The organism is Desulfosporosinus nitroreducens (assembly GCF_023897015.1).
GTDB lineage: Bacteria > Bacillota > Desulfitobacteriia > Desulfitobacteriales > Desulfitobacteriaceae > Desulfosporosinus > Desulfosporosinus nitroreducens.
Genome location: NZ_JAMHFY010000002.1, coordinates 225,719 through 248,126, shown reverse-complemented (window position 1 = coordinate 248,126; position 22,408 = coordinate 225,719). Strand labels below are relative to the sequence as shown.

Sequence of the window (22,408 nt, the reverse complement as noted above, 5' to 3'; positions counted from 1 at the left end):
ATGGCGGATGACATCATTGTAAGCCGTGATGACTGGACTTTGCATCGCAAAGGACATCTTGACCAATCAAGGCATAAGGAAAAGGTTGAAGAAGTTATTAAGCAACAAATGGGGGACTTAATTGTTGATGAAAGTATCATCTTAACGGATGGTAAAAAAAGCACAAAGATTCCCATGCGCTCTCTTGAAGAATTTCGCTTTCGGTATGATTTTAATAAGCAAAATCATACCGGACAAGGGAACAAAAAAATGGCTCCTGGCGATATTATTGGACGGGAACAGCCTGGGAAAGGAAAAGGTAAAGGAAGCGGAGCTGGTGAAGAACCTGGCCAAGATATTTATGAAGCAGAAGTTACGTATGAGGATCTGGCAAGCATTCTTTTTGAAGAATTAAAGTTACCTAATTTAGATGATAAAAAAAGACCGCTTATTGCCCATGATCGTCCCGAATTCAATGATGTACGGAAGAAAGGGCTAATGGCCAATGTGGATAAGAAACGTACATTGCTCGAAAGTATCAAAAGACAGGCCTTTTCAAAGAAGCTGAATAAGGAAGCCAAACTTAAAATATCTCCGGAGGACTTGCGTTTTAAGACTTGGGAGACTCGACCCAATTTTGAGACTAACGCGGTTATCTTGGCGATGATGGATACATCAGGCTCAATGGGTCAATTTGAAAAGTATATTTCCAGAACCTTCTTTTTTTGGATGGTGCGTTTTCTGCGCTTAAAATATGAAAATGTAGAAATGCGTTTCCTGGCACACCATACTGAGGCAAAAGAAGTTACAGAGGAGGAATTTTTTACACGTGGAGAAAGTGGGGGGACTCGTTGTTCATCGGTTTATAAATATGCTTTAGATATCATTGAAAAGGATTATCCCCCAGCTCATTATAATATTTATCCTGTTCATTTTACGGATGGCGATAATATTGGATCGGATAATTCCAGGGCATTGGCTCTAATGAAAAACCTAGTCGAAGTGAGTCAAATTGTTGGCTACGGCGAGATCTTAAGAACACATTACTCCAGTACATTAATGTCAACCTTAAAGCGCATAGCCGATCCTAAGTTGCGTTTGGTAACCATAAGGGATCGCAATGAAGTATATGATGCACTCAAAACAGTTTTCTCCTAAAAGTGAATGAACGTGATTGAATAGGAGTATGTAAGGGGGGGAGTCATGGACAGTGAGATGCGAGCCCTAACTGATATAGCGCAAGATATCGCGCAAGTGGCCCGTGACATGGGACTTGATTTCTATCCGGTAAATTTTGAAATCGTTCCGGCAGAGGCATTGTATACATTTGGAGCCTACGGAATGCCGGTGCGTTTTACACATTGGAGCTTCGGTAAGGCCTTCTATAAGATGAAGATGCAATACGATTTGAATCTAAGCCGAATTTATGAATTGGTCATAAATACTAACCCTGCCTATGCTTTCTTGTTAGAGGGAAATCGTTTAATTCAAAACAAACTTGTCATAGGGCACGTCTATGCCCATGTGGATTTCTTTAAAAATAATCATTATTTCTCTCGTACACCTAAAGATATGGTTGAACGAATGGGTGCTCATGCCGATAGAATCCACGAATATGAAACCAATTACGGACGAGACAAAGTGGAGCAAATCATGGACGCAGTCTTGGCTATTCAAGAACATGTCGATTATAGAGCTCACATCGGACCCGTTATAAAATCTGAAAATGGACTTAAGACAGATAGACGTGTAAAAGGTGAAGGGCATGTCTGTCAAGGTAAATCCTGCGCCGGAACTTGCAGTGGAAAAGCTGTTCAAGGACTAGGGAAAGGAGATCAGCAAAAGAAGACTCGAAAGAATACAGTCTCGTTACCGTACGAAGATTTATGGGGAGACCTGTTAGCAGATGGATGTGAAGTCCTGCCCCAGCAGGAATTTGAAGATTTGTTGCTGTACATTATTAAGTTTGCACCCGGCCTGGAGGAATGGCAAAAGGATATTGTCAGCATTGTTCGTGAAGAGTCACTGTATTTCTTTCCTCAGATCGAAACTAAAATTATTAATGAAGGATGGGCCACCTTTTGGCATGCCAGGATTATGCGAGAGCTTAATCTAACTGATGCAGAAACCCTTGAATTTGCGATTATGCACAGCCAAGTTGTTCAGCCTTCTCGATTGGGATTAAATCCTTATTACTTGGGAGTGAAGATATGGGAATACCTGGCGAAGACTAAATCTGATAATGAACTGTTTGACCTGCGCGAGACCGAAAACGACCTTTCATTCATTCGTAATCATCTTAGTCGTGAATTGGTCGAAGAACTAAACTTATTTAATTTTCGTAAAGTGGGTGCACATTGGCAGGTTACAGAAAATGAATGGGAGAAAGTCAGGGATAATCTAGTGAAACAATTGGTTAATGGAGGGCATCCTCGAATTGTTGTTATTGAAGGAGACTATGAAGGTAAGGGAGGATTGTTGCTTAAACACTGTCATGAAGGAATGGATCTGGATATTATGTATCTCGAGAAAACCCTGTCTCTCGTTCAATTTCTCTGGGGAAAATCAGTAGCCCTTGAGACCGTAGTGGATAACAAGAAATACATCTATGAATCTGCGAACGGAATAGTAAGTCGTCGTCTGGCAACTAAAAATGAAGAAAATGGCGTCAGATAAAATTATTCCCCTGCTCAAAAACAGATGCTAGAATAGGCATCTGTTTTTGAGTAATAAATAAAGGATTTTGGACTATTAAAGTAGAATTTATAGTATTAAGTCGATGTTTTAAGTTTATATCTCAGACTATGCCCTAATGTGCAACTAAGGGTGATAGGGTTATTGAGGAAGGCAGGAAGGGCATGCAAGGGCTAGAACAATATTTAATAGATATAATTTATCACTTTAAGTATATTGGCTTATTCATTCTACTCACTTGTGGTTTGGTCGGTGTTCCTGTACCCGATGAATTCCTTATGACCTTCAGTGGGTTTCAAACATCTTTAGGGCGAATGGATTTTGGGACAACCCTTATGGTTGCTACCTTGGGCAGTTTCTTAGGAATGAACTTAAGCTATTGGATTGGAAGGAGATTGGGAATTCCTTTCTTGCACAAAGTTGCACCATATCTTCATCTTAATGAAAAGAAAATCGCCAGAGCTGAACATTGGTTTCAGTGTTATGGAGACAGGCTAATTGTAATTGGATACTTCTTTCCTGGATTTCGCCATTTTACAGCTTACTTTTCAGGAATGAGTAAGCTTCATTTTGGACGTTATACAGTATTAGCAGGGATTGGTGCTTTTCTTTGGGCCTTAACGTTTATTACGCTGGGACGAATCCTTGGCGTACACTGGCAAAAAATAACTCATATCTTGCACCATTACTTGGCACGGAGTGGAATTGTCCTAGCTATTATCGTATTCTTAATCTATCTCTACAGTGTAAAAACGAAGCAGGGAAAGTCCTATGAACTAAACCTGTTTAAAAAATATTTTCCATAGATTAGGGAAAGTATGAATCCAGTGGTATAATACTATGGATAAAAACCTAAAACATAAAGGAGGTCACACGGGTGACAAATGAAATGAATCAGGATCAAGAGGCTAAACAAAACCCCATAGTAATCATTGAAATGGAAAACAATAATACGATTAAAATTGAACTTTATCCAGCTATTGCGCCGGAAACTGTTGAGAATTTTATAACTCTCGTTTCTGAAGGCTTTTATGATGGCCTCATTTTCCATCGATGCATCCCAGGTTTCATGATTCAAGGGGGAGACCCTAATGGCACAGGAATGGGCGGAAGCAAAAAAACAATCCGCGGCGAGTTTAGTGGTAATGGTTTCAAGAATGATTTAATGCATGATCGCGGAGTAATATCAATGGCTCGTACCTCAGCCCCTAATTCCGCAAGTTCTCAATTCTTTATTGTTGTCAAAGCTTCAAGCCACTTAGATGGTCAATATGCTTCTTTTGGGAAAGTCATCGAAGGTATGGAAGAAGTCGACCGGATCGTCAGTGTTCCGAAAGATCGAGGAGATAAACCTTTGGAAGACCAACGGATGAAGAAAGTTACAATTCAAGCTTAGGTATAGATTGAATTGTTTTGAGTGATTCTATAGGGAAAGAGGAGGGCCATGCCCTCTTCTTTCTGCATATTCTGAGTTCTATTGCGGATTGAGGTGTACTATGTTAGATTTGATGCGGTTATTTGCTCAGGTGGTAGAAGAACAGAGTTTTACGATGGTTGCTCGAAAGTTAGGAATCAGTCAACCTGCTGTTTCCAACCAAATACGCGCTTTCGAAGAAAAACTGGGGGTCAAGTTGCTTTATCGTAAAGGAAAGGGATTTGCACTTACTCAAGAGGGGGAGACAGTTTACAGACATACCTTGCATATGCTTGATGAATGGTCAGAGCTTATGCGAGAGATTGGTGATTCGGAAAAACTAATGAGCGGGAAAGTCCATATCGGAGCTTCCCACATTCCAGGAGAATATTTACTGCCAATTTATTTAGCTGCCTTTCGTAAACAATATCCGGAAATTAAATTTAAACTGTCCATTGGAGACAGTCTTGAGATGGCGGAAAAGGTCCTCGCTCATGAAGTTGATTTTGCCGTTGTTGGAGCGATTTTTGATACGGAAAAATTAACCTCTGAATTTTGGCTAAAGGATGAACTAGGTTTCGTAATCTCAAGCGATAACCCCTTATGTGCCAGTCAAAGCATTGACCTCAAATCTCTTAGGGAGGACCCTATGATTATTCGTGAGACAGGGTCGGGGCATCGGCGAGCCTTCGAAGAAGCACTCACTAAACAGGGATTAGACTTGAATGATTTTAACATAGCCTTAGAAGTCGGAAGTACTGAAGCTGTAAAAAATGCTGTTCGTTCCGGTATAGGATATTCGTTTCTTTCAAAACATGCTTTAGAACCTTGTGAGAAACAAGGTCTAGTATGGGCAAACGTCAAAGATTTTTATATTGAACGAGGTTTCTATCTTTTAACCCGCCGTAATAAACCTTTAACGGTTGCCGCTGATGCAAGCTACCGTTATTTGGCTAGTCAGATGTCGGAAACCAGAAGCCGAAGGTCGGAATTAGAAAGCGAATTATAGTATCAGGAAGTCAGTCAGTCTTTCCAATGCGCATATACTGTTGTACATAAGTTTCGGTTATAGGATACTTCTAAACATTTCGACACCTATGTCTAAATTCTACTGCAGTTTTATGAGATAATAATAAGATAAGATTCTAAAAGGAGAGGCCCGCTTGAACTGGTTTATAAGTGAATTCAACTTTCGAGCATGCCGTATGGTAAAGAACTTCCAGCTCGAGAAAGCTCCTGACGTTAGTTTAATTTATGGACCAAGAGGAGTAGGTAAATCAGCTTTATTGCATCATCTTTATCGACAAGGTGAATCGGAAAATGGAAGGCTTATTACGGATGCCTTGGCTTTTGCTCGTCAGTATGCCTACGCAGCTCAAGAGAAAAAGCTCAATCAATTTCGTGAACGATACCGCTCAGCTCGACTGTTGCTAATTGATGATCTTCAGTGCTTAGCGGGAAAAGTCAAAACAATTGAGGAACTCCATTATACCTACGAGTATATTATCGAAAATGGGGGCAAGTTGGTGATTGCCTTGGAAGCAGACCGGTTAGCCTTAGACTTCCTAGGTGATCGGCTGGCATCACGGTTTTTGAGCGGCGTTGCCATACTTGTCGATCGACCTCAGGAAATTGAATTGAAGCGCTTCTTAGAGGACTATATTCGAGAAAAACGTCTTTTCCTGGATGAATCGGTATTGAGCGCGATCGCAGGGAGAACATCTAATTTATCGGATGCCATAACCACTATGGGGAAGTTTATACAATTCGCTGAATTGCAGCAAGATGAATTAAGTCGCACCTGTTTTCAGGCTTACTGGGACAATAAAGAGAGGGTAAAGCACAACTTAGCAGATCCGACCAACATTATTCAAAAGGTTGGTCAAACGATGGGAGTTTCTGTTCAGGACTTATTAAGCTCCAGCCGCAAGCCAAAAGTAAACGAAGCAAGAGAGATGGCGATATATCTAATACGTACGCTTTGCCATATTTCTTATCCAACTATAGGAAGTTATTTTAATCGTAATCATAATACTGTTATCATGTCATATAAAAAGATGCAAGATAAGCTTATTAATGATGAAGAATTAATCAATAAGTATCTAGTCATATTAAATGCGTTTAATCCCTCGGAAGCTTAAAAAGATATAGATAATCTGACTAAAAAACATCATAAAGCTAGATAATGAGAAGGGGTGATGCAATGTCAAGAGTAATACAACGGATCGGGGTACTAACGAGTGGCGGGGATGCTCCTGGAATGAACGCGGCCCTTCGCGCAGTCGTCCGAAAAGGGATTTATCACGGGTTAAAGGTTTATGGAATAAGTCGAGGGTATGAAGGGCTTATTCACGGAGAAATTCAAGAGATGAGCATAGGCTCTGTGGCAGATATTGTGCTTCGCGGTGGAACGATGCTGAAGACCGCTCGGTCAGCAGAAATGATGACACCTGAAGGCCAGCAGAAGGCCTTAGATCAGTTACATAAGCATCAAATAGACGCCTTAGTGGTGATCGGCGGTGATGGGTCTTTTAGAGGGGCTCAAACACTGACCAAAGGAATTCAGATTGTTGGGATTCCGGGAACAATTGACAATGATATCCCTGGGACAGATCTGACGATAGGTTTCGATACGGCAACTAACACGGTCATAGATGCAGTAAGCAAAATTCGAGATACAGCGACCTCCCACGAACGAACATTTATAGTGGAAGTTATGGGCAGGGATTGCGGAAATATTGCACTTCAGGCAGGTATTGCCTGTGGAGCCGAAACCATCTTGGTACCTGAGATTCCCTTTGATTTAGATGAGATTTGCGATAAGTTAAAACGCGGTCATCAACGTGGAAAAAATCATAGTATCATCATTATCTCAGAAGGTGCAGGAAGTGCCTATAAAATCGGTGAGGAATTGCGTTCTCGTTCTGGGTTTGAGACTCGTATAACAATCCTGGGACATCTGCAACGCGGCGGTAACCCCAGCGCTTTGGATGCTGTGATTGCTGCTGCTATGGGAGGGAAAGCGGTTGAAATCATTTTGGCTAACGAGACTAATAGAATGACAGCCTATGTCAATCAAGAGGTTATATCCAGACCACTCGAAGCTGCCTATGGAGAGAGGCCTCCTTTTAACAGAGAACTGTATGATTTAGCAAATCAGCTTTCAATTTAGCATTCGAACCTAAATGCAGAGATGAGGTTGAATTTATGGAAAATCAAGTACGGTCAGGAGTAGGGATAGATTATACGGGTATGATGAGTAACTCGCAAAATCCCAGCGGATTTACTAAGGCGGAATTGCAGAGTCTTCAGATTGAGTTAGATAGAGCCCAAACTTCACTTGAGTCGCGTTGGGAGGCCGGTGAGTTAGATTTCTCTAAGCTTTTGGTGTCTATGAAAGCCCAAGTCCCAGAAATCATTAAATATGCTGATGCAGCAGCCTCTAAATTTGAAAACTTTGTAGTTTTAGGAATTGGGGGGTCGGCGCTCGGACCATTAGCAGTACACCAAGCCTTAAACCATTACTACTATAATGAACTTCCTCCTGAGAAACGCGGTTTGCGACCTCGTTTGTATGTTGTGGACAATATAGATCCAGTTCGATTTAAAGAATTGTTTCAGATACTTGATCCCAGCAAAACTCTTTTTAATGTAATTTCGAAATCCGGTAACACGTCAGAAACTATGGCTCAGTTTTTGATTGTTCGGGATATACTGCGTCAGGTATGCGGAGACAGCTATGCAGAACACATCGTAGTCACGACAGATAAAGCAAAAGGCAATCTCTTGCCAATTGCCCTTAAAGAAGGGTTTCAACGCTTTGTAATACCAGCTGGAGTCGGAGGCAGATTCTCAGAGTTAACTCCAGTTGGCTTGCTTGCTGCAGCGGTATGCGGAATTGACATTGATCAGCTTTTGGAGGGCGCTCTAAGCATGGATCAGTGGATTAGGGAAACACAAGGGGTGTTCTCTAATCCAGCGCAACTACGGGTAGCTTTAGCTCGTTTTTCGTGGCAAAAAGGGAAGACTGTGTCAGTTTTTATGCCTTACGCTGACGGATTAAAAACCATGGCGGACTGGTATGCCCAATTGTGGGCGGAAAGCTTAGGAAAACGATTTGATCGACAGGGACAGGAAGTGCATGTAGGGCAGACACCAGTCAAAGCGCTCGGAGTAACGGATCAACATTCCCAAGTACAGTTATATGTTGAGGGCCCAAATGATAAAGTAATGACCTTTGTGACGGTTGAGAAATTTAAGGACACTCAATTGATTCCATTAGACTCTGAGTTGCCTGAAGATATTCATTTTCTGGGGGGACGCACCTTAGAAGAATTGCTATTCTCGGAACAAAAAGCCACCGAATACGCACTGACCTTGGCAGGGCGGCAACATCAAAAGATTATACTGTCCAGCTTAGACGCCTATAACGTTGGACAATTGTTGCTTTTGCTGGAGTGGGAGACGGCGTATATGGGTGAGCTATTAAACATAAATGCTTTCGATCAACCAGGAGTTGAAGAAGGAAAAAACGGGACGTATGCCTTAATGGGTCGCAAGGGATACGAAACTAGGAAAAAAGAAATTGAGGAGTATGGTGAGACTCAGTATTATTTGCGCTCATGATGCAAGTAAATTGTGTTCACTAAGGCAGAAAAAATCCCTGCCGTTATCATAGGTGCAGCTCTCCCTAATTGATCGGTTTATCCCCATCATCAAGGTCGATGGCAAAAATTTTGCTATCGACCTTGACCGTGTTGGCGCATAAAGTTATAGGTCTATTAGTATTTAGCGAGAAGGATTTTGCCGTAATAGGGCGAATTTAGGTTAAAGAGAGGTGATAAAGTGGAACCGATTTTTGCTCTGGATATTGGAACACGTATGGTGATGGGACTAGTGATGACTAAGAATGACGAGCATGGTTATGAGATTTTAGCGAGTGCCCAAACAGAACATCGTCAACGTGCCATGTATGATGGTCAAGTCCATGATGTAGATGAAGTAGCTCGAGCTGTTGCAAAGGTTAAAGCACTCTTGGAACAAAAACTGGATTTTCCCTTGAAACAGGTAGCCGTGGCGGCTGCAGGCCGCGCCTTACGAACAGAAGTTGCAGTTGCTGAACATAAGGGACTGCTTCCGGTACGCTGGGAGCGGGAGAATGTATTAGCTTTGGAAATAGAAGCAGTTCATCAAGCGTTACGCCAACTCCAATCATCAACTGGTGATGACTTACAAAGTTATCACTGTGTAGGATATAACCCTATTGCCCGCTGGAACGAGGGAGAAGAGATTGCGAATCTGATTGGACAGCGGGGAAGAGTGGCTAAGGTATCCGTAATTGCAACCTTCTTGCCCCGGACTGTCGTTGATGGTTTAGTGGCTGTATTAGGACGGGTAGACTTAGAAATGACAAGTCTGACGCTGGAACCGATTGCGGCGGGTCAGGCAGCTATTCCACCGAATATGAGACGGCATAATCTGGCTTTGGTAGATGTTGGAGCCGGGACAGCGGATATAGCCCTAACTCGAAGCGGGTCCTTTTTCGCCTATGGGATGGTTCCCATGGCGGGGGATGAGGTCACTGAGGAAATTTGTAAGCATTTTTTGTTAGATTTCAAAGTGGGTGAAAAAGTAAAACGAGAAATACTGAAGAAAAAGCAGTTAAGTTTTACGGATTTTCTTGGAGCCAAAGTCGTTGTAGATCAATCTGAAGTTTTGGAATTAATTCAATCCGTCGTAGGAAAGCTAGCGGAAAATATTTCTAAGGAAATTTTAAAACTTAATGATGGTGTTCCCCATGCTATTATACTTATTGGAGGGGGAAGCTTAACCCCACTGCTTTGTGAACTTTTGGCTGAGACCTTAGGAATTCCTCAGAATAGAGTTGGAATTCAAGTGAGAGATCGGTTAGGGGAAATACACGGAGAAAAAAGCTTAAAGGGGCCGGAAACTATTACCCCAATTGGAATCGGCATTGCAGCGCTTGAAGGAAATGGGCTTCAATATTATACAGTATCAGTGAACGATACACCTGTTCCTATCTTCGCTTTACAATTAACGACAGTTGCAGAAGCTTTACTTGCCGCAGGCATACAGCCACGTTCTTTTTTTGGTAAGCCTGGATCGGCATTGACCTTTGAATGGAATGGTGAAATGCAGGTTATCAAGGGGACTTTAGGCAACTCAGCAGAATTGTTGGTTAATAGAAAACCCGGTAAACTGGATCAATCCTTAACCGCTGGAGATGAAATAATCTTTATCCCTGGTGAACAGGGTAAAGATGCACAGATATCTGTTAAAGATATCTTGCCTGTTCAAAATCCAAAATGGATTTTCTGGAATGGAGAGCGAGAGAGGTATGCTCCCCAAGTCTTTGTCAATCATAAGTTGGTTCTAGAAACAGATCATATTCTTGATGGGAACAAAATCTCATACGTTGCCAATGATGACCTTAGCAATCTCCTTAATCAAAAAGGCTATAATCTTCAAGAAAAGGAAGATCTGGAGATTAGTGTTAATGGAGAAATTCACACGTTTCACTTACACCATGAGGTTTTGGTCAATGGGAACACGGCAGAGGGCAACATAATTATTAATGATGGAGATTGTATTGAGGTGCGTAAAGTCCAGCTCACGATAGGTGATCTAAAACTTAAGCCTAATCCAATCACTTTTTATATAAATGGTAAGGAAATGGAATATCCAACTCAAGAAACTATCATAACATCACAAGGCAGACCAGTTCAGGAAGACGAACTGCTTATAGATGGAATGGATCTAAGGGTGGTGGGATATAAACAAATGCCAATCCTTTCAGATCTTTTGCCCTATGTTAAGTTTTCGGATGAGGTGCCTCCTGGTTCTACATTAACCCTAATTGTCAATGGACAACCAGCGGAGTTTACAACAGTGTTGCGTCCAGGTGATCGTTTGACAGCAACATGGAATTAAAAACACTTGACAATCGCGCTGAAGGACATAAAATGATAAGGGAGGTGTTGTGAAATGTTGTTCCAATGGTTAGTTGCACTAATTGTAATTGCTGCCTTAGTTATTACGTTGTACTCTGATGCGGGATCGGCTAAGAAGAAACACTCCGACTATTTTCAAAGAGTTCAAAAGCCAACCGGAAAAGAAGAACGTAATGCAGAAATCCCCCGTGGAAATAAACACGATCCTTTTTATGCTAAACTAAATAGTTTATAATTTTAAAAGACAGACATGATATACTTTGGTATCTGGTCTGTCTTTTAAATTCATGATACTTTATGATAAGTATTGGAGAAACTTGAGATCATTTCTTATTCAAGCTATAATGTATTAGAAAAACTTGGCTGGCGCCATGCCGCAAGGAATGGTGGTAGCTTTATCATGTTGCCAAGACTTTTAATACAGATGACCAAGGTTAGTCTTCGCCATAAATGGCAAGGTGCTTGATTGAGAGAAGGGTTATTAAAAAGTATATAACGATAAAGTTATACTTGCTAAGGAAAATAAAATAAGCAAAGCGTTTGTAACTCAAATACAAGGTTTTCAGCTGAGGGAGGATATAATGCATCAATATTGGTTTTTTATTGGCGATTTTCCTATTAGGGCCTATGGGACGATATTTGCTCTAGCTTTCATTATTGGAGTAGGAATTACCCTATATTTTGCTAAAGCGGAAGGACACCCGGAATACATAGACTTATTTATGGACTTAGCGCCCATATTACTTATTTCTGGAATCATAGGTGCCCGCTTCTGGCAAGTGTTTTTTTTCGATTGGGGATTTTACAGTAAATATCCTGGTGAAATCTTGGCGATCTGGCATGGCGGACTTTCGATTCAAGGGGGCGTGGTCGGGGCGTTATTAGCCGGTGCAATTTACGTTTGGCGAAAAAAATTATCCTTCTGGGAATTAGCTGATATTGCGGCTCCTGGGCTTATATTGGCCCAGTCCGTCGGTAGAAATGCTAATCTAATGAACGGTGACGCTTTTGGGGGTCCTACAGGAGGAGATTTTGGAATTCTTTATCCCGTTGGCACCATTGCTCGAAACACATTTGGAGATCAACCCCTATGGCCGGCAGAAGTGTGGGAAGGGCAAGTTGATATAATTATTTTTGCGCTTCTTGTGATTCTGAAATTAAGAAAATGGCCGTCGGGCATGATCTTTTTGTTATATATGTTTTTGTATAACCTGACAAGGTTCTTTTTGGAAAGTCTGAGAGGAGACAGCCCAAGGTTTTTATTCAACTGGACAGCAGCCCAATGGAGCAGTATGGTGGCCGTAGGAATTGCATTGGTGCTTCTTGTTTGGAGAATATGGAGAAATAAAAAGACCGAGGAAGTCCCTAAAGAATTATAACAACTTGAGCTTTTTAAGGATTCAAATTACATTACGTGATTTGTACATTCTGTATTTTACAAAATGATGACTCTTCTACACCTAGAATAATTCGGATAGCGTCTAAATTTTTGGTTTGTATTTCACGCGGACTTAGCGGTTCATCAGCGTCTGCGATCTGTTCTAATATTTCTGAATGGACAGTGATCAGTATTTTTTTTGACATATCCACATTTTGAAAGTGGTAAACATGAAGTTTCTTTTCTTCAACAAGCAAGTTTTTACGTCCGTATGTTGCCCGGTTTATTATCTGAAAGGCGTCGAGTGCGCAAGAATGTGTATAAGCTGTAACCGAGATCCCTGAATCGAGTGCAGCGGAAATACCCAATTCTCGATTAGCAATTTGAGCCAATCGATAGCCTAAGGCTATTCCGGGGCACGTATGCCCGTGAAATTCTATGACCTGTTCCCACGGGGTTTTTTCTATGCACATAGATCTTTCCTCCTCCACAAGCTTTTTAAGTTATTGTATAGCCTTACGGGGAAAATGAAAAGTAATAGTATTTATAAATTAGATTTAGGAAATTGCAGGATTTTTCAAATAAAAGTAGAAAATTATAATAAATAATAAGAGGGAAATCTCACTGCGGGATTTCCCTCTTATCTCAAAGCTCGGTTTTCTGAATAGTAAATTAAGGTTGGGGGATGATCACTCCGATGATTCCGCCCACTCCACCAGAAACTAGTGCCACGATAGTTTTCTCAAACATTTTTAGCCAAGACGGAGTGTCCGACCAGAAAACCGAGGATAGGATCATCACTAAAATAATAAATCCTATGCCAATAGACAATCCATAGTACAATCCCCTTGTGCCTGATTGGAAGGCCGTGATAAAGGCAGCAATAAAGACACTTGTACCAAAGATAATATTGATTGACAAATTAGATTCGGGGAGTGATGTGTAGGAGAGCAGAGCACCGAATACCAGAGAGAATACCATGGCTAAGACGGACGCTAAGAGAATTCCTTTGAGAATTAAGCTGATTTGAAAGGATTTTGACATAGGCTTATCCCTCCTTTGCTTGTACTCGTAAGAAAGTAAAACTTGGCGGTCACTAAACTCAAACATCCATGTTCGAGTCTTGGCTGCAGGGAAACTCGGCCAGCCTTGGGCAACTAAGGCGACCGCCAGCGACTAAAGTCTTGGCGCTAGCCTAGTTTTCTTTATTAACTACCTATGCCAAAATTTTAAGGAGTATGACTGAAAGAATCAATTATTTATTAGAGAAATGATCATAGGGGAGGAAATGTAATGAGAAAGACGATTCCTGATTTTGAAAAAATGAAACAGGCTGGAGAGAAAATTAGCATGTTGACTGCCTATGATTACCCTTCTGCTCAGTTCGTCGAAGAAGCTGGGGTCGATATGATTTTAGTAGGAGATTCTTTAGGAATGGTCGTCCTAGGATATGACTCAACAGTTCCAGTAACAATGGAAGAAATGCTTCATCATACTAAAGCAGTCCGCAGGGGAGCATCACAGACGTTTATAGTTACTGATATGCCATTTATGAGCTACGCGACTATTGATCTGGCAATCGTTAATGCGGGGAGGCTTATTAAAGAAGGCGGAGCGGATGCTGTTAAGTTAGAGGGAGGCATGGACATAGTACCTATTGTTCAAACCCTGACTCGTGCAGGAATACCTGTAGTTGGACATATTGGCTTAACACCTCAAACTGCAAATCAGCTTGGTGGATATAAAGTACAAGGGCGAGACCTCGATAGCGCTGTCCAGTTGGTTAAAGATGGTCAAGCTTTGGAGCAGGCGGGTGCTTTTATGATTGTTCTTGAAGCGATACCCAGGCAAGTCGCAGCACAAATTTCTAGCGGACTGAGGATACCGACCATTGGAATAGGGGCGGGGCCTGATTGTAATGGGCAAGTCTTGGTATTCCATGATATTCTCGGTCTTTTTAAACGATTTACACCTAAATTTGTTAAACAATATGCCGAATTAAGGTTAGATAGTGTACAAGCAATACAACAATTTCACAACGAAGTTAAACAAAGTACTTTTCCATCTGAAGAACACACCTTTGGATTGTCAGACGAGGTTATTCAAAAGCTATATGGAGATTGAAAATTTTAATTGTAATTAGTTCAATTAAATTTAAATATTAACAATATTCAGTATGGATTTTTTCCATAAATTTGATATAATATTAATGATTTTTAAGTTATTTTATTTTCGTTATGGAAGGATGGACTAGCATTGAGATTAAAAGAAAAAACTCATCGAAAATTTGTCGAATTTTTCGAGAAGATTTCTACTATGTATCAAGGCAAGGATTTTGAATTAGCATATTCAGATATTCAACGTGAAACAGGTGCTGCAAGTGTTACTTTAAAGCGAGCTATTCAGGCTTTAGCTGAGGATGGTGTCATTGAAGTTCAGCCTGGACGTAACTCAAGATATGCTCGTTTTAAGTATTTATTGGCAGCTCAAGACATTGATGAAAACTCGACAGATGCATTATCATCAGATTCGCAAGGTTCAGAAAACTTGGATAAAGAAGAAACGCCTCATTCCGGAAGAGTGTTCGAATCAATGACAGAAGACGTAGGAGAACTTTTACAGTTAGTAGATCATCTGAAGCGTCGTGTGCGTAATCAAGAAATGGCGATTGCTTTACTGCAAGATCGTTTAGCGGAAATTGAGGACAAAATACGAAAACGATAATTTCCAAGGATTTGCTAGAGATTTTTTGTAACAGTAGTGGTATAATATGAACATATCCTAGCTGGTGCGTATTGACTACCATGGTTTTGATCCTATTATGTGACTAGGGAGCTAAATGCTGGATGATTACAACAAGCCCGTATTCAAGAATAAGGGAAGTTGGAAAGTTTAGACTAGGCACCCACCTGCGAGAGCAGGGTCAGAAACCTGGAGTCTTACGGCAAGTTGGGGAAGGGTAGGGACTATTCCCTACCCTTTTAATGCTTGAGTCAAAAGCATAAGTGCAACTAAGGCTACCGCTGTGACAAAGTCTTGGCGCTGGCCATTTCTTTAAGGAGTGTATTTATGACACGGATCATTCTAACGCGCCATGGTCAGACATTATGGAACATTGAGGGGCGAGTCCAAGGAAGTTTAGATTCTCCACTTACCGAAAAGGGGATTCTTCAAGCTTGTTCTTTAGCAATAAGGTTAAGAGGCGAGGAAATTAAACATATCTATTCCAGCGATTCTCTCCGAGCGATTAACACAGCTGAAGAGATTCGCCGTGAACTCGGACTTGGTAAATTGTCGTCAAGTCCTGCACTTCGTGAGTTTTCATTTGGAGAGTGGGAAGGGTGTGTATGGCAGGAGTTACGAGAAACCTATCCGGACATCTTTAAGCAATGGGACTCAGAACCACATCTTGTCACTACACCTGGCGGAGAAAATATGACACTTGTACAAAAAAGAGCATGGGATTTTTTACAACAGATTGTACAAATTCATAAGGGAGAAACCGTTTGCCTTGTAACCCATGGATTAACCCTAAAGTTGCTAGTAACAAAAGCACTGGGGTTTGAGGTTCATGAATGGGCAAAAACACCCTGGCAACATAACACAGCACTGAATATTTTAGAGGTCGAAGGAGAAAAATGGATTCCATGTATCCTTGGAGATTGTCAGCACTTAGACGGAATGGAATAGTTTAGAGTTAATTTACAACATAATTACAGGGACAGGCATTTAAGTGCCTGTCCCTGTAATTATGTTGTAGGAATTGATATAGAAGTATGTCTAGATTATTCACTTACTCAGTGCTTTTTTCCCAATCTTGGGTAAACATGGTCACTAATTTGTTAGATGCAACAGGGGAAGGAACTGTAACGGAAAATTCATGGTTGGCGGTAAATGAATAGCGAGTCCAACCTGAACTGCTTAGAATAAATGAAGTATTATCAAATATTGCTAAGTTCATTCCTAATGACGGTTGGCTAGGATAATAACGAATTTTTACTCCATTAGATGACAATTCTTCCAGGGTAACGGGTGTTTTAGCAGTTAATGATTGATCAAGGATAAGGCGAACGTCACACCCTTTTATGGCTGCATCTATTAAGGCTTGTTTCAGATCAGGCTCAGTAACTTCTGTACTTTCTATCCAAATGGATTTTGTACTTGAAGATATATGTTCTATAAGTTGCTGTCTGACATTTGTATTAGTTGCTAAAACAATGTTATCTTCCGGCAGAGTGGATGTCTTTGGGACATCCAAGGGAAAAGTTGTAGTAAATTCCCAATCCCTCGAAAATACAGTTGCAACTTTCCATGCTGATCTTCCAGAGAGTTCCACAGCTAGATCGTGTGCCTGAAGGCCATTCTCTGTCCAAGCAGGACCATAAATAAGGGCTCTTGTTTGGTCAACAATTAGATATTTAGTGTGATTATATTGTCCTTTTTGGGCTGGATAAAACTGAACTGAGACATTTTGACTCTTCAGTTGATCCAAAGTTATGCGATTGGCTTTTTGCCATTGATCCAGAAGGACGCGAACATCAACACCTGAACGTGATTTCGTGACGAGAAGCTGGATAAGATTAGGGTCATCAAACACCGCCTGCTCAACATAGATTGATGTCTGGGCGGATTCAATGAGTGCAAGAGTTCGATTATAGATGGCATCTTTGTCAATAAACAGTGCATCAGGAGGAAGATTAGAAACTGGGATTTCTTCAGGAAAAAACTCTGGAACCTTAATGTTACAACCACTTAAGAATAACATGCTAAAAAACAGCAGAATAGAAATCGAAATTACGGAAATCCGTTTTGACATGCGCATACTTCTCCCAGGTAAATATTGTGGCTACATTATATCATATACCTTCTTAAGGATAAAACTATTGTAGGCATAACCATAAGAAGTTTTTCATAAGAATTGGCAAAGTAAGTTTGAACTTTGAAGGGGCATGGGCTATGAAGATTTCTAAAGTTATTTTGATCACATTAATGCTTGTCTTCGGCTTAGTTACGATTTCGTGGTTAGTTTCTTCAAAATCTAATACTACTCCGATTCTCAAGGCTTCAATCTCAGGATTTTCAGCCGAAAATGCGTTTGAACATGTTAAGTATCTCGTGCAGAAAATCGGACCGCGACCGGCCGGAAGCAAGGCAGAAGTGAAAGCAGCTCAATATATTGATTATGTGTTAAGGCAAAACGGTTGGAAGGTACGCGATCAACCCTTTAGTAAAGTCGTCGTGCGTGAGGCTTCTGTTCTACAAAAGGAACAACAAGTCGAATTAATTAACAGCCAAAATATTATTGCCGAATTACCAGGAACACGTCCCGATACCATCATTGTAGGTGCTCATTATGATTCTGCAACAGTCAATGCCCCCGGAGCAGTGGACAATGCTTCAGGCGTAGGAGTTTTATTGGAACTTGCCAGAGTTCTTAGTCAAGAGCCTCACGAAGAAACCTATCAATTTGTTTTCTTCGGAGCAGAAGAGTATGGACTTGTTGGATCGCAATTCTATACGTCTCAAGTAGATTTATCAGCCGTTCGATGGATGCTCAATCTAGATATGATTGGAAGTCCCATGGAAATTGATGTTGCAGGAAAAAAATCAACCCCTCCAGAGTTAATTAAGCAAGTTACAGCATTGGCTGGTGAAAGCAGTATTCCCTTTCACCTTAGTCGTGATTTCATTTTAATGACACGTGAAAGCGCTCAAGGTGGAGTAAGCGACTACAGTCCTTTTCTCGATCAGAATATTCCTGCTCTTGGATTAGGTATCTACGGTCGGCCAGAGGGGTATTTTCATCGACCGGAGGATCGTATTGACAGAGTTTCGCTAGAAGAGATTCAGAAGATTGGAGATTTTGCGCATCGTTTGCTAACTAATGTAAAGATGAGCACGATTGGCCCAAATGAATGGGATGAATTATATCTGCCTTTCCAGCTCGGCAAGCATGTAATTATTCTCCCTAATTATGTGATACGTATAGTTACTTGTCTTACATTCTTTGTAACTGTGTTAATGTTAATAAAGTTTCATAAGAAAAGGAACCTGAAAAAGTTTGAATGGAAAAAGGCTTTAGGAGTGTTGGGGATCTCATTGTTGCTGAGTCTGATTGTAGTTATTACAAGCGGAATTGGTGAAGCAGTATGGGGATTGATTAAAGAAGTACAAATATTGTACTACGCATATCCTTTGCTTTTTATAGTTGCCCGCGTGGGAATTGCACTAGGGGTCTTCTTAATTATAACAAGTTGGCTGTATAAGCTTCCTTTAGTGCGGGATTCTGAACTCTATTGGGTTACTGGAGCAGTATTGCTTTTAGGAATTAGTTTAGTCTTAGCATTAACTCGGATTGACCTGGCATTTCCGTTCATATTTTGGTTGTTGTGCTTAAACATCCAGTTCTTTTTCCCCAACATTGTTTTGGTTTTAATCGGCCCTTATTTCCTTATTTGGATGCATTATGAACTTCTTAATTCCCAACAATGGATTAGTTATTATCAAGCAATACATAACTATTTCTTAGTTTTCCTTGGGATTTACAGTATATTGATGATTCCATTTTTTCTAGCGTTGCTGCACGTTTTGATTACCAAGACCCATCGCTTGAAAAAACTGTTGGTTCTTTCAAGAAAGCCGGCACTAGTTGTTACTGCTCTATTAATTCTATCTCCTGGTTTAGTTCCTGTTTACACTAGATCTTACCCTCAAACAGTCGTTGTCCAGGAGGAGTGGTCAGGAAGCAGCGAGGGGAAGGTTCACATTTTCTCTGACGAACGTTTGCCCAGAAGCGTCGTAAAAGATTTAAGCGGAGAGGATGGAAAGAGTCTTTACATCCCCATACAAAATGAAAAACCGCCAATTAATGTTGAAGCTTCCATGGCGGAGACTATTAACGATGGACAGAGGATTCTTGACGTATCATTTATCTTGAATTATTCGAGGGAACCATACTTGACACGGGTCAGGATAGAAAGTGAACACCCTTTTGAAGTGCAGACCGATGAATTTTTACCAATGGCCAAACTTCCTAGAAAACTGCAGTTAATAGGAGTACAACAATCAAACCAAAAATACTCAATTATATTACAGAGAACACCGCCGCATAAAAATAATATCCACATGTCCATCGAGACACAGGGTTTAGTAACCTGCTCTATCGAAGCAATGTTTTCTGATCCATCCCCAAGAATACAAATTCAACATGATTTATTATCCATAGACTATCAGATTTGGTTCAAAGAAAAATATGATTTTTAACTGAAACATTGAATAGGCCCAAAAAGAATTGGGAACGATGATAAAGATAATTTGGAGGAGGGTAAAAAAATGTATACAACGATTGCCGTTGAAGATGGACTTGGTAATGTAATTCAGGCCCTTCATAATGCAGGGTTTAAAACGACTCCTTTGGAAGGTCAATCATTAAAGAACAACGTTCGGGCAATTGTCGTAAAAGGGGACGAAACGAATATTCTTGCCCCTGAATGGCCTGTGAAATTGCCAGTTATTAATGCATCCGGACGTAGTGCTGATGAAATTGTAGATGTTCTTCGAGATCGTCTCTCATAATTTATAGAATTATTTTTTGAGCTAAACTTCGTCCTTCTGTAAAGGACGACTTTTTTTCGTGACCATAAAGGTATAATATTCCATATAATGAATTGAAGACTTGTATCTCATTCAGGAAGGAGTTGCTCTTATGTTCTTTGGTCTTATTCCCTTTGCCTTGGGTTTTGGTTTAGGTACTTTTACTGCTGCACCACGTTATGTTCCGTATCCGTCTCCTTATCCCCCATATCCCTATCATTACCAGGGATGGTATTAGAATGCAGCTTTAATTGCACTAATGCTTAGAAAGTTTATAACGTAAGTTTAGACTTTCTGCCAGAAAAATGAGAGAAAAGGAAGCAAAAGCTTTCTTTTCTCTCATTTTCGAGGTATATTTTGAAGGATGTCAATCTCATATTAATGGTAGACTGAAAGCGAGGGAACTAAATGACGGTTGCAAAAGCGTTTCTCAAAAAGAATCGTAAAAAGAGACTTGAGCAAGGGCATCCCTGGGTTTTTCCCGGTGAAATTGAAAAGATCGAGGGGAATCCTCAAGGCGGAGATGTTATACATATTGTGAATCATGTCGGACATTTTTTGGCCCAGGGATTTTATAATCCGCTATCCCAACTTATCATACGAGTAATAACTTATTCAAATGAAGTTGAAGTAGATCAAAATTTATTTCTCCAGAAAATTGAGCAAGCATGGAAGCGGAGACAGTGGTTAGTTCCGGATGCCACATCTTGTCGGGTTGTCCATGGTGAAGCTGATTTTTTGCCTGGATTAATCATCGACAAATATGAAGATGTTTTGGTCGTGCAAATTCTTTCCCTAGGCGTAGAGATACGTCGACAGTGGGTCTATGATGCCTTAACTCAGATCTTTAATCCACGTGGAATTTATGAACGAAGTGATGTCCCGGTAAGAAGGCTGGAAGGACTACAAGAAAGAGAAGGCTTCGTTGATAAGCCATTTGATACCAAGGTTACGGTCTCTGAAAATGGTTTGAGAATTTTGGTGGATGTAGCTGAGGGACAAAAAACAGGCTATTTCTTTGATCAGCGAGAGAATAGAGCAGCCTTGAAGCCACTGATGACGGGATGGGGTGCTAGGCACGGCATTAAAGTGGAAGGGGACACGCTTCCCGTAGATGCTAAAGGGAAAACAGTAAAAAATCCTTTTTGGGATGGTGCTGAGGTATTGGATTGTTTTTCTCATACCGGTTCTTTTATGTTGCATTCCTGTCTCTATGGTGCTAAAAAGGTCACCTGTGTGGACATTTCAGAAAAGGCCGTTGAAATGGCTAAAGGTAATGCATTGCTCAATGGATTCCTGCATCGTACTGAATTTATGGCAGCCAATGCTTTCGATTATTTGAGAGAACAAGTAAATGAGAAAAAAAGCTGGGACATTGTAATTCTAGATCCGCCGGCATTTGCCAAAAACCGTCAATCTATTGAAGGGGCTATACGAGGTTATAAAGAGATCAATCTCCAAGGCATGAAATTGGTCCGTAACGGAGGGATTTTGGTAACTGCATCTTGTTCTTACCACTTGAGTGCTGCACGGTTCTTAAGCATGCTTCAAGAGGCAGCCGCAGATGCTCATAAAGTATTAAGACTCATTGAATTCAGGCGTGCAGGCATTGATCATCCTGTTCTTTTAGGCAGTGAAGAAACGGATTATTTAAAATTTGCGATATTTGAAGTGTTTAACCGCTAATTACCAGAAAATCACTTGCAAAGGATTGTCATTATCATATAATAGGTAATATATGGAGGAGGGCTGGGAATGGAGGAAGTTAAAACTTTTGAAAGTATTTGCAATTTATTACGCAATCGCTCCTATAAGTTGACCCCTCAGCGTCAGACAATTTTACAAACATTTCTGGAGCATGTCGATCGTCATTTAAGTGCTGAAGAGGTGTATATGCTTGTAAAACACCAAAATCCAGAAATAGGTTTAGCGACTGTCTATCGTACCTTGGACATTCTAGCTGAAATAGGAATTTTACTTAAAAATGATTTCGGAGATGGGCGGAGCCGATATGAGTTTAGCAGAAAAGACGAACATCACCATCACCATCATCTGATCTGCTTGGGGTGTGGGAATGTCTCGGAATTTGATGACGATTTGCTAGAGTCTCTTGAAGCCGTGATCATTAAACGAAATCAATTTAAAATCATGGACCATGACTTAAAATTTTATGGGTATTGTAGTCAATGTGGAGAGGGGCATTAAATTGCGCCTTTCTATTTTTATTTGAGCAAGATTTTCTAAAATAGGAATAAATAACAAACAGGAGCTGTAAAAGTCAGAATTCTGACGAGTAAAAGCATTATTAATAAACCTTATTGCGAATTACCGCGCATTTGAAAGGCATTTGACGTTCGATTTATGTACTAAATAGAAGGG

At 40.6% G+C, this 22,408-nt stretch carries 22 protein-coding genes and 1 other RNA gene; 20 read left to right on the top strand and 3 right to left on the bottom strand.

Annotation, left to right across the window (positions count from 1 at the left end; all coding sequences use genetic code 11):
• The 11 genes from yhbH (at window position 1) to lgt (ending at window position 12,437) form a co-directional block, all read left to right on the top strand.
• On the top strand, window positions 1-1,137 hold the full coding sequence (yhbH, locus tag M8E35_RS03330; protein ID WP_252467340.1) for a sporulation protein YhbH: 1,137 nt from the start codon (window positions 1-3) through the stop codon (window positions 1,135-1,137).
• Between the two features lie 45 nt (window positions 1,138-1,182).
• Entirely contained in the window at window positions 1,183-2,655 is a 1,473-nt protein-coding gene (locus M8E35_RS03325) for a SpoVR family protein (RefSeq protein WP_252467338.1), read from the top strand.
• 182 nt (window positions 2,656-2,837) lie between these two features.
• A complete protein-coding gene (locus tag M8E35_RS03320; protein ID WP_252467337.1) occupies window positions 2,838-3,479 on the top strand; it encodes a DedA family protein in 642 nt (213 codons plus the stop codon).
• 71 nt (window positions 3,480-3,550) lie between these two features.
• The gene (locus M8E35_RS03315) at window positions 3,551-4,069 is read left to right on the top strand and encodes a peptidylprolyl isomerase (protein ID WP_252467336.1); all 519 of its coding nucleotides are present in this window, start codon (window positions 3,551-3,553) and stop codon (window positions 4,067-4,069) included.
• 100 nt (window positions 4,070-4,169) lie between these two features.
• Entirely contained in the window at window positions 4,170-5,096 is a 927-nt protein-coding gene (locus M8E35_RS03310) for a selenium metabolism-associated LysR family transcriptional regulator (RefSeq protein WP_252467335.1), read from the top strand.
• Window positions 5,097-5,250: 154 nt separating this feature from the next.
• Window positions 5,251-6,228, top strand: a complete 978-nt coding sequence (locus M8E35_RS03305; RefSeq protein WP_252467334.1) for a DnaA/Hda family protein — start codon at window positions 5,251-5,253, stop codon at window positions 6,226-6,228.
• A gap of 62 nt (window positions 6,229-6,290) precedes the next feature.
• Window positions 6,291-7,259 (top strand): 6-phosphofructokinase, encoded by a 969-nt coding sequence (gene pfkA, locus M8E35_RS03300; protein WP_252467333.1) that lies wholly within the window; start codon window positions 6,291-6,293, stop codon window positions 7,257-7,259.
• Window positions 7,260-7,294: 35 nt separating this feature from the next.
• On the top strand, window positions 7,295-8,713 hold the full coding sequence (locus tag M8E35_RS03295; protein WP_252467332.1) for a glucose-6-phosphate isomerase: 1,419 nt from the start codon (window positions 7,295-7,297) through the stop codon (window positions 8,711-8,713).
• Between the two features lie 219 nt (window positions 8,714-8,932).
• Window positions 8,933-11,038 (top strand): cell division protein FtsA, encoded by a 2,106-nt coding sequence (locus M8E35_RS03290; protein ID WP_252467331.1) that lies wholly within the window; start codon window positions 8,933-8,935, stop codon window positions 11,036-11,038.
• A 54-nt stretch (window positions 11,039-11,092) separates the two neighbouring features.
• Entirely contained in the window at window positions 11,093-11,293 is a 201-nt protein-coding gene (locus M8E35_RS03285; protein ID WP_252467330.1) for a hypothetical protein, read from the top strand.
• Window positions 11,294-11,639: 346 nt separating this feature from the next.
• Entirely contained in the window at window positions 11,640-12,437 is a 798-nt protein-coding gene (gene lgt / locus M8E35_RS03280; RefSeq protein ID WP_252467328.1) for a prolipoprotein diacylglyceryl transferase, read from the top strand.
• A 31-nt stretch (window positions 12,438-12,468) separates the two neighbouring features.
• Here lgt and M8E35_RS03275 read toward each other — a convergent pair whose 3' ends face one another.
• Complete coding sequence (locus M8E35_RS03275; protein ID WP_252467326.1) at window positions 12,469-12,909, bottom strand: formylmethanofuran dehydrogenase subunit E family protein; 441 nt, start codon at window positions 12,907-12,909, stop codon at window positions 12,469-12,471.
• A 199-nt stretch (window positions 12,910-13,108) separates the two neighbouring features.
• The gene (locus M8E35_RS03270; RefSeq protein ID WP_252467324.1) at window positions 13,109-13,480 is read right to left on the bottom strand and encodes a TIGR04086 family membrane protein; all 372 of its coding nucleotides are present in this window, start codon (window positions 13,478-13,480) and stop codon (window positions 13,109-13,111) included.
• Between the two features lie 249 nt (window positions 13,481-13,729).
• Between M8E35_RS03270 and panB the strand changes: the two genes are divergently transcribed.
• The 4 genes from panB to M8E35_RS03250 all read left to right on the top strand — a co-directional run bounded on the left by panB (window position 13,730) and on the right by M8E35_RS03250 (window position 16,126).
• Window positions 13,730-14,560 (top strand): 3-methyl-2-oxobutanoate hydroxymethyltransferase, encoded by an 831-nt coding sequence (gene panB / locus M8E35_RS03265; protein WP_252467322.1) that lies wholly within the window; start codon window positions 13,730-13,732, stop codon window positions 14,558-14,560.
• Between the two features lie 132 nt (window positions 14,561-14,692).
• Window positions 14,693-15,160 carry an IclR family transcriptional regulator gene (locus M8E35_RS03260; RefSeq protein WP_252467320.1) on the top strand — a complete coding sequence of 156 codons (468 nt, stop codon included), beginning with the start codon at window positions 14,693-14,695 and terminating at the stop codon, window positions 15,158-15,160.
• A 51-nt stretch (window positions 15,161-15,211) separates the two neighbouring features.
• Window positions 15,212-15,396, top strand: a non-coding RNA gene (gene ssrS, locus M8E35_RS03255) — 6S RNA.
• Between the two features lie 109 nt (window positions 15,397-15,505).
• On the top strand, window positions 15,506-16,126 hold the full coding sequence (locus M8E35_RS03250) for a histidine phosphatase family protein (protein WP_252467318.1): 621 nt from the start codon (window positions 15,506-15,508) through the stop codon (window positions 16,124-16,126).
• 103 nt (window positions 16,127-16,229) lie between these two features.
• Here the strand turns inward: M8E35_RS03250 and M8E35_RS03245 are convergent, their stop codons facing one another.
• The gene (locus M8E35_RS03245) at window positions 16,230-17,252 is read right to left on the bottom strand and encodes a phospholipase D-like domain-containing protein (RefSeq protein WP_252467316.1); all 1,023 of its coding nucleotides are present in this window, start codon (window positions 17,250-17,252) and stop codon (window positions 16,230-16,232) included.
• Between the two features lie 140 nt (window positions 17,253-17,392).
• Between M8E35_RS03245 and M8E35_RS03240 the strand changes: the two genes are divergently transcribed.
• From M8E35_RS03240 to M8E35_RS03225, 5 genes are all read left to right on the top strand, one after another.
• Complete coding sequence (locus M8E35_RS03240) at window positions 17,393-19,699, top strand: M28 family peptidase (protein ID WP_252467315.1); 2,307 nt, start codon at window positions 17,393-17,395, stop codon at window positions 19,697-19,699.
• A 69-nt stretch (window positions 19,700-19,768) separates the two neighbouring features.
• Window positions 19,769-20,011, top strand: a complete 243-nt coding sequence (locus tag M8E35_RS03235) for a YkuS family protein (RefSeq protein ID WP_252467314.1) — start codon at window positions 19,769-19,771, stop codon at window positions 20,009-20,011.
• A 130-nt stretch (window positions 20,012-20,141) separates the two neighbouring features.
• Window positions 20,142-20,267, top strand: a complete 126-nt coding sequence (locus tag M8E35_RS26410) for a hypothetical protein (protein ID WP_289710656.1) — start codon at window positions 20,142-20,144, stop codon at window positions 20,265-20,267.
• A 170-nt stretch (window positions 20,268-20,437) separates the two neighbouring features.
• Window positions 20,438-21,715 carry a class I SAM-dependent rRNA methyltransferase gene (locus tag M8E35_RS03230; protein WP_252467313.1) on the top strand — a complete coding sequence of 426 codons (1,278 nt, stop codon included), beginning with the start codon at window positions 20,438-20,440 and terminating at the stop codon, window positions 21,713-21,715.
• A 69-nt stretch (window positions 21,716-21,784) separates the two neighbouring features.
• Window positions 21,785-22,234 carry a Fur family transcriptional regulator gene (locus tag M8E35_RS03225; protein ID WP_073029256.1) on the top strand — a complete coding sequence of 150 codons (450 nt, stop codon included), beginning with the start codon at window positions 21,785-21,787 and terminating at the stop codon, window positions 22,232-22,234.
• Window positions 22,235-22,408 lie beyond the last annotated feature (174 nt).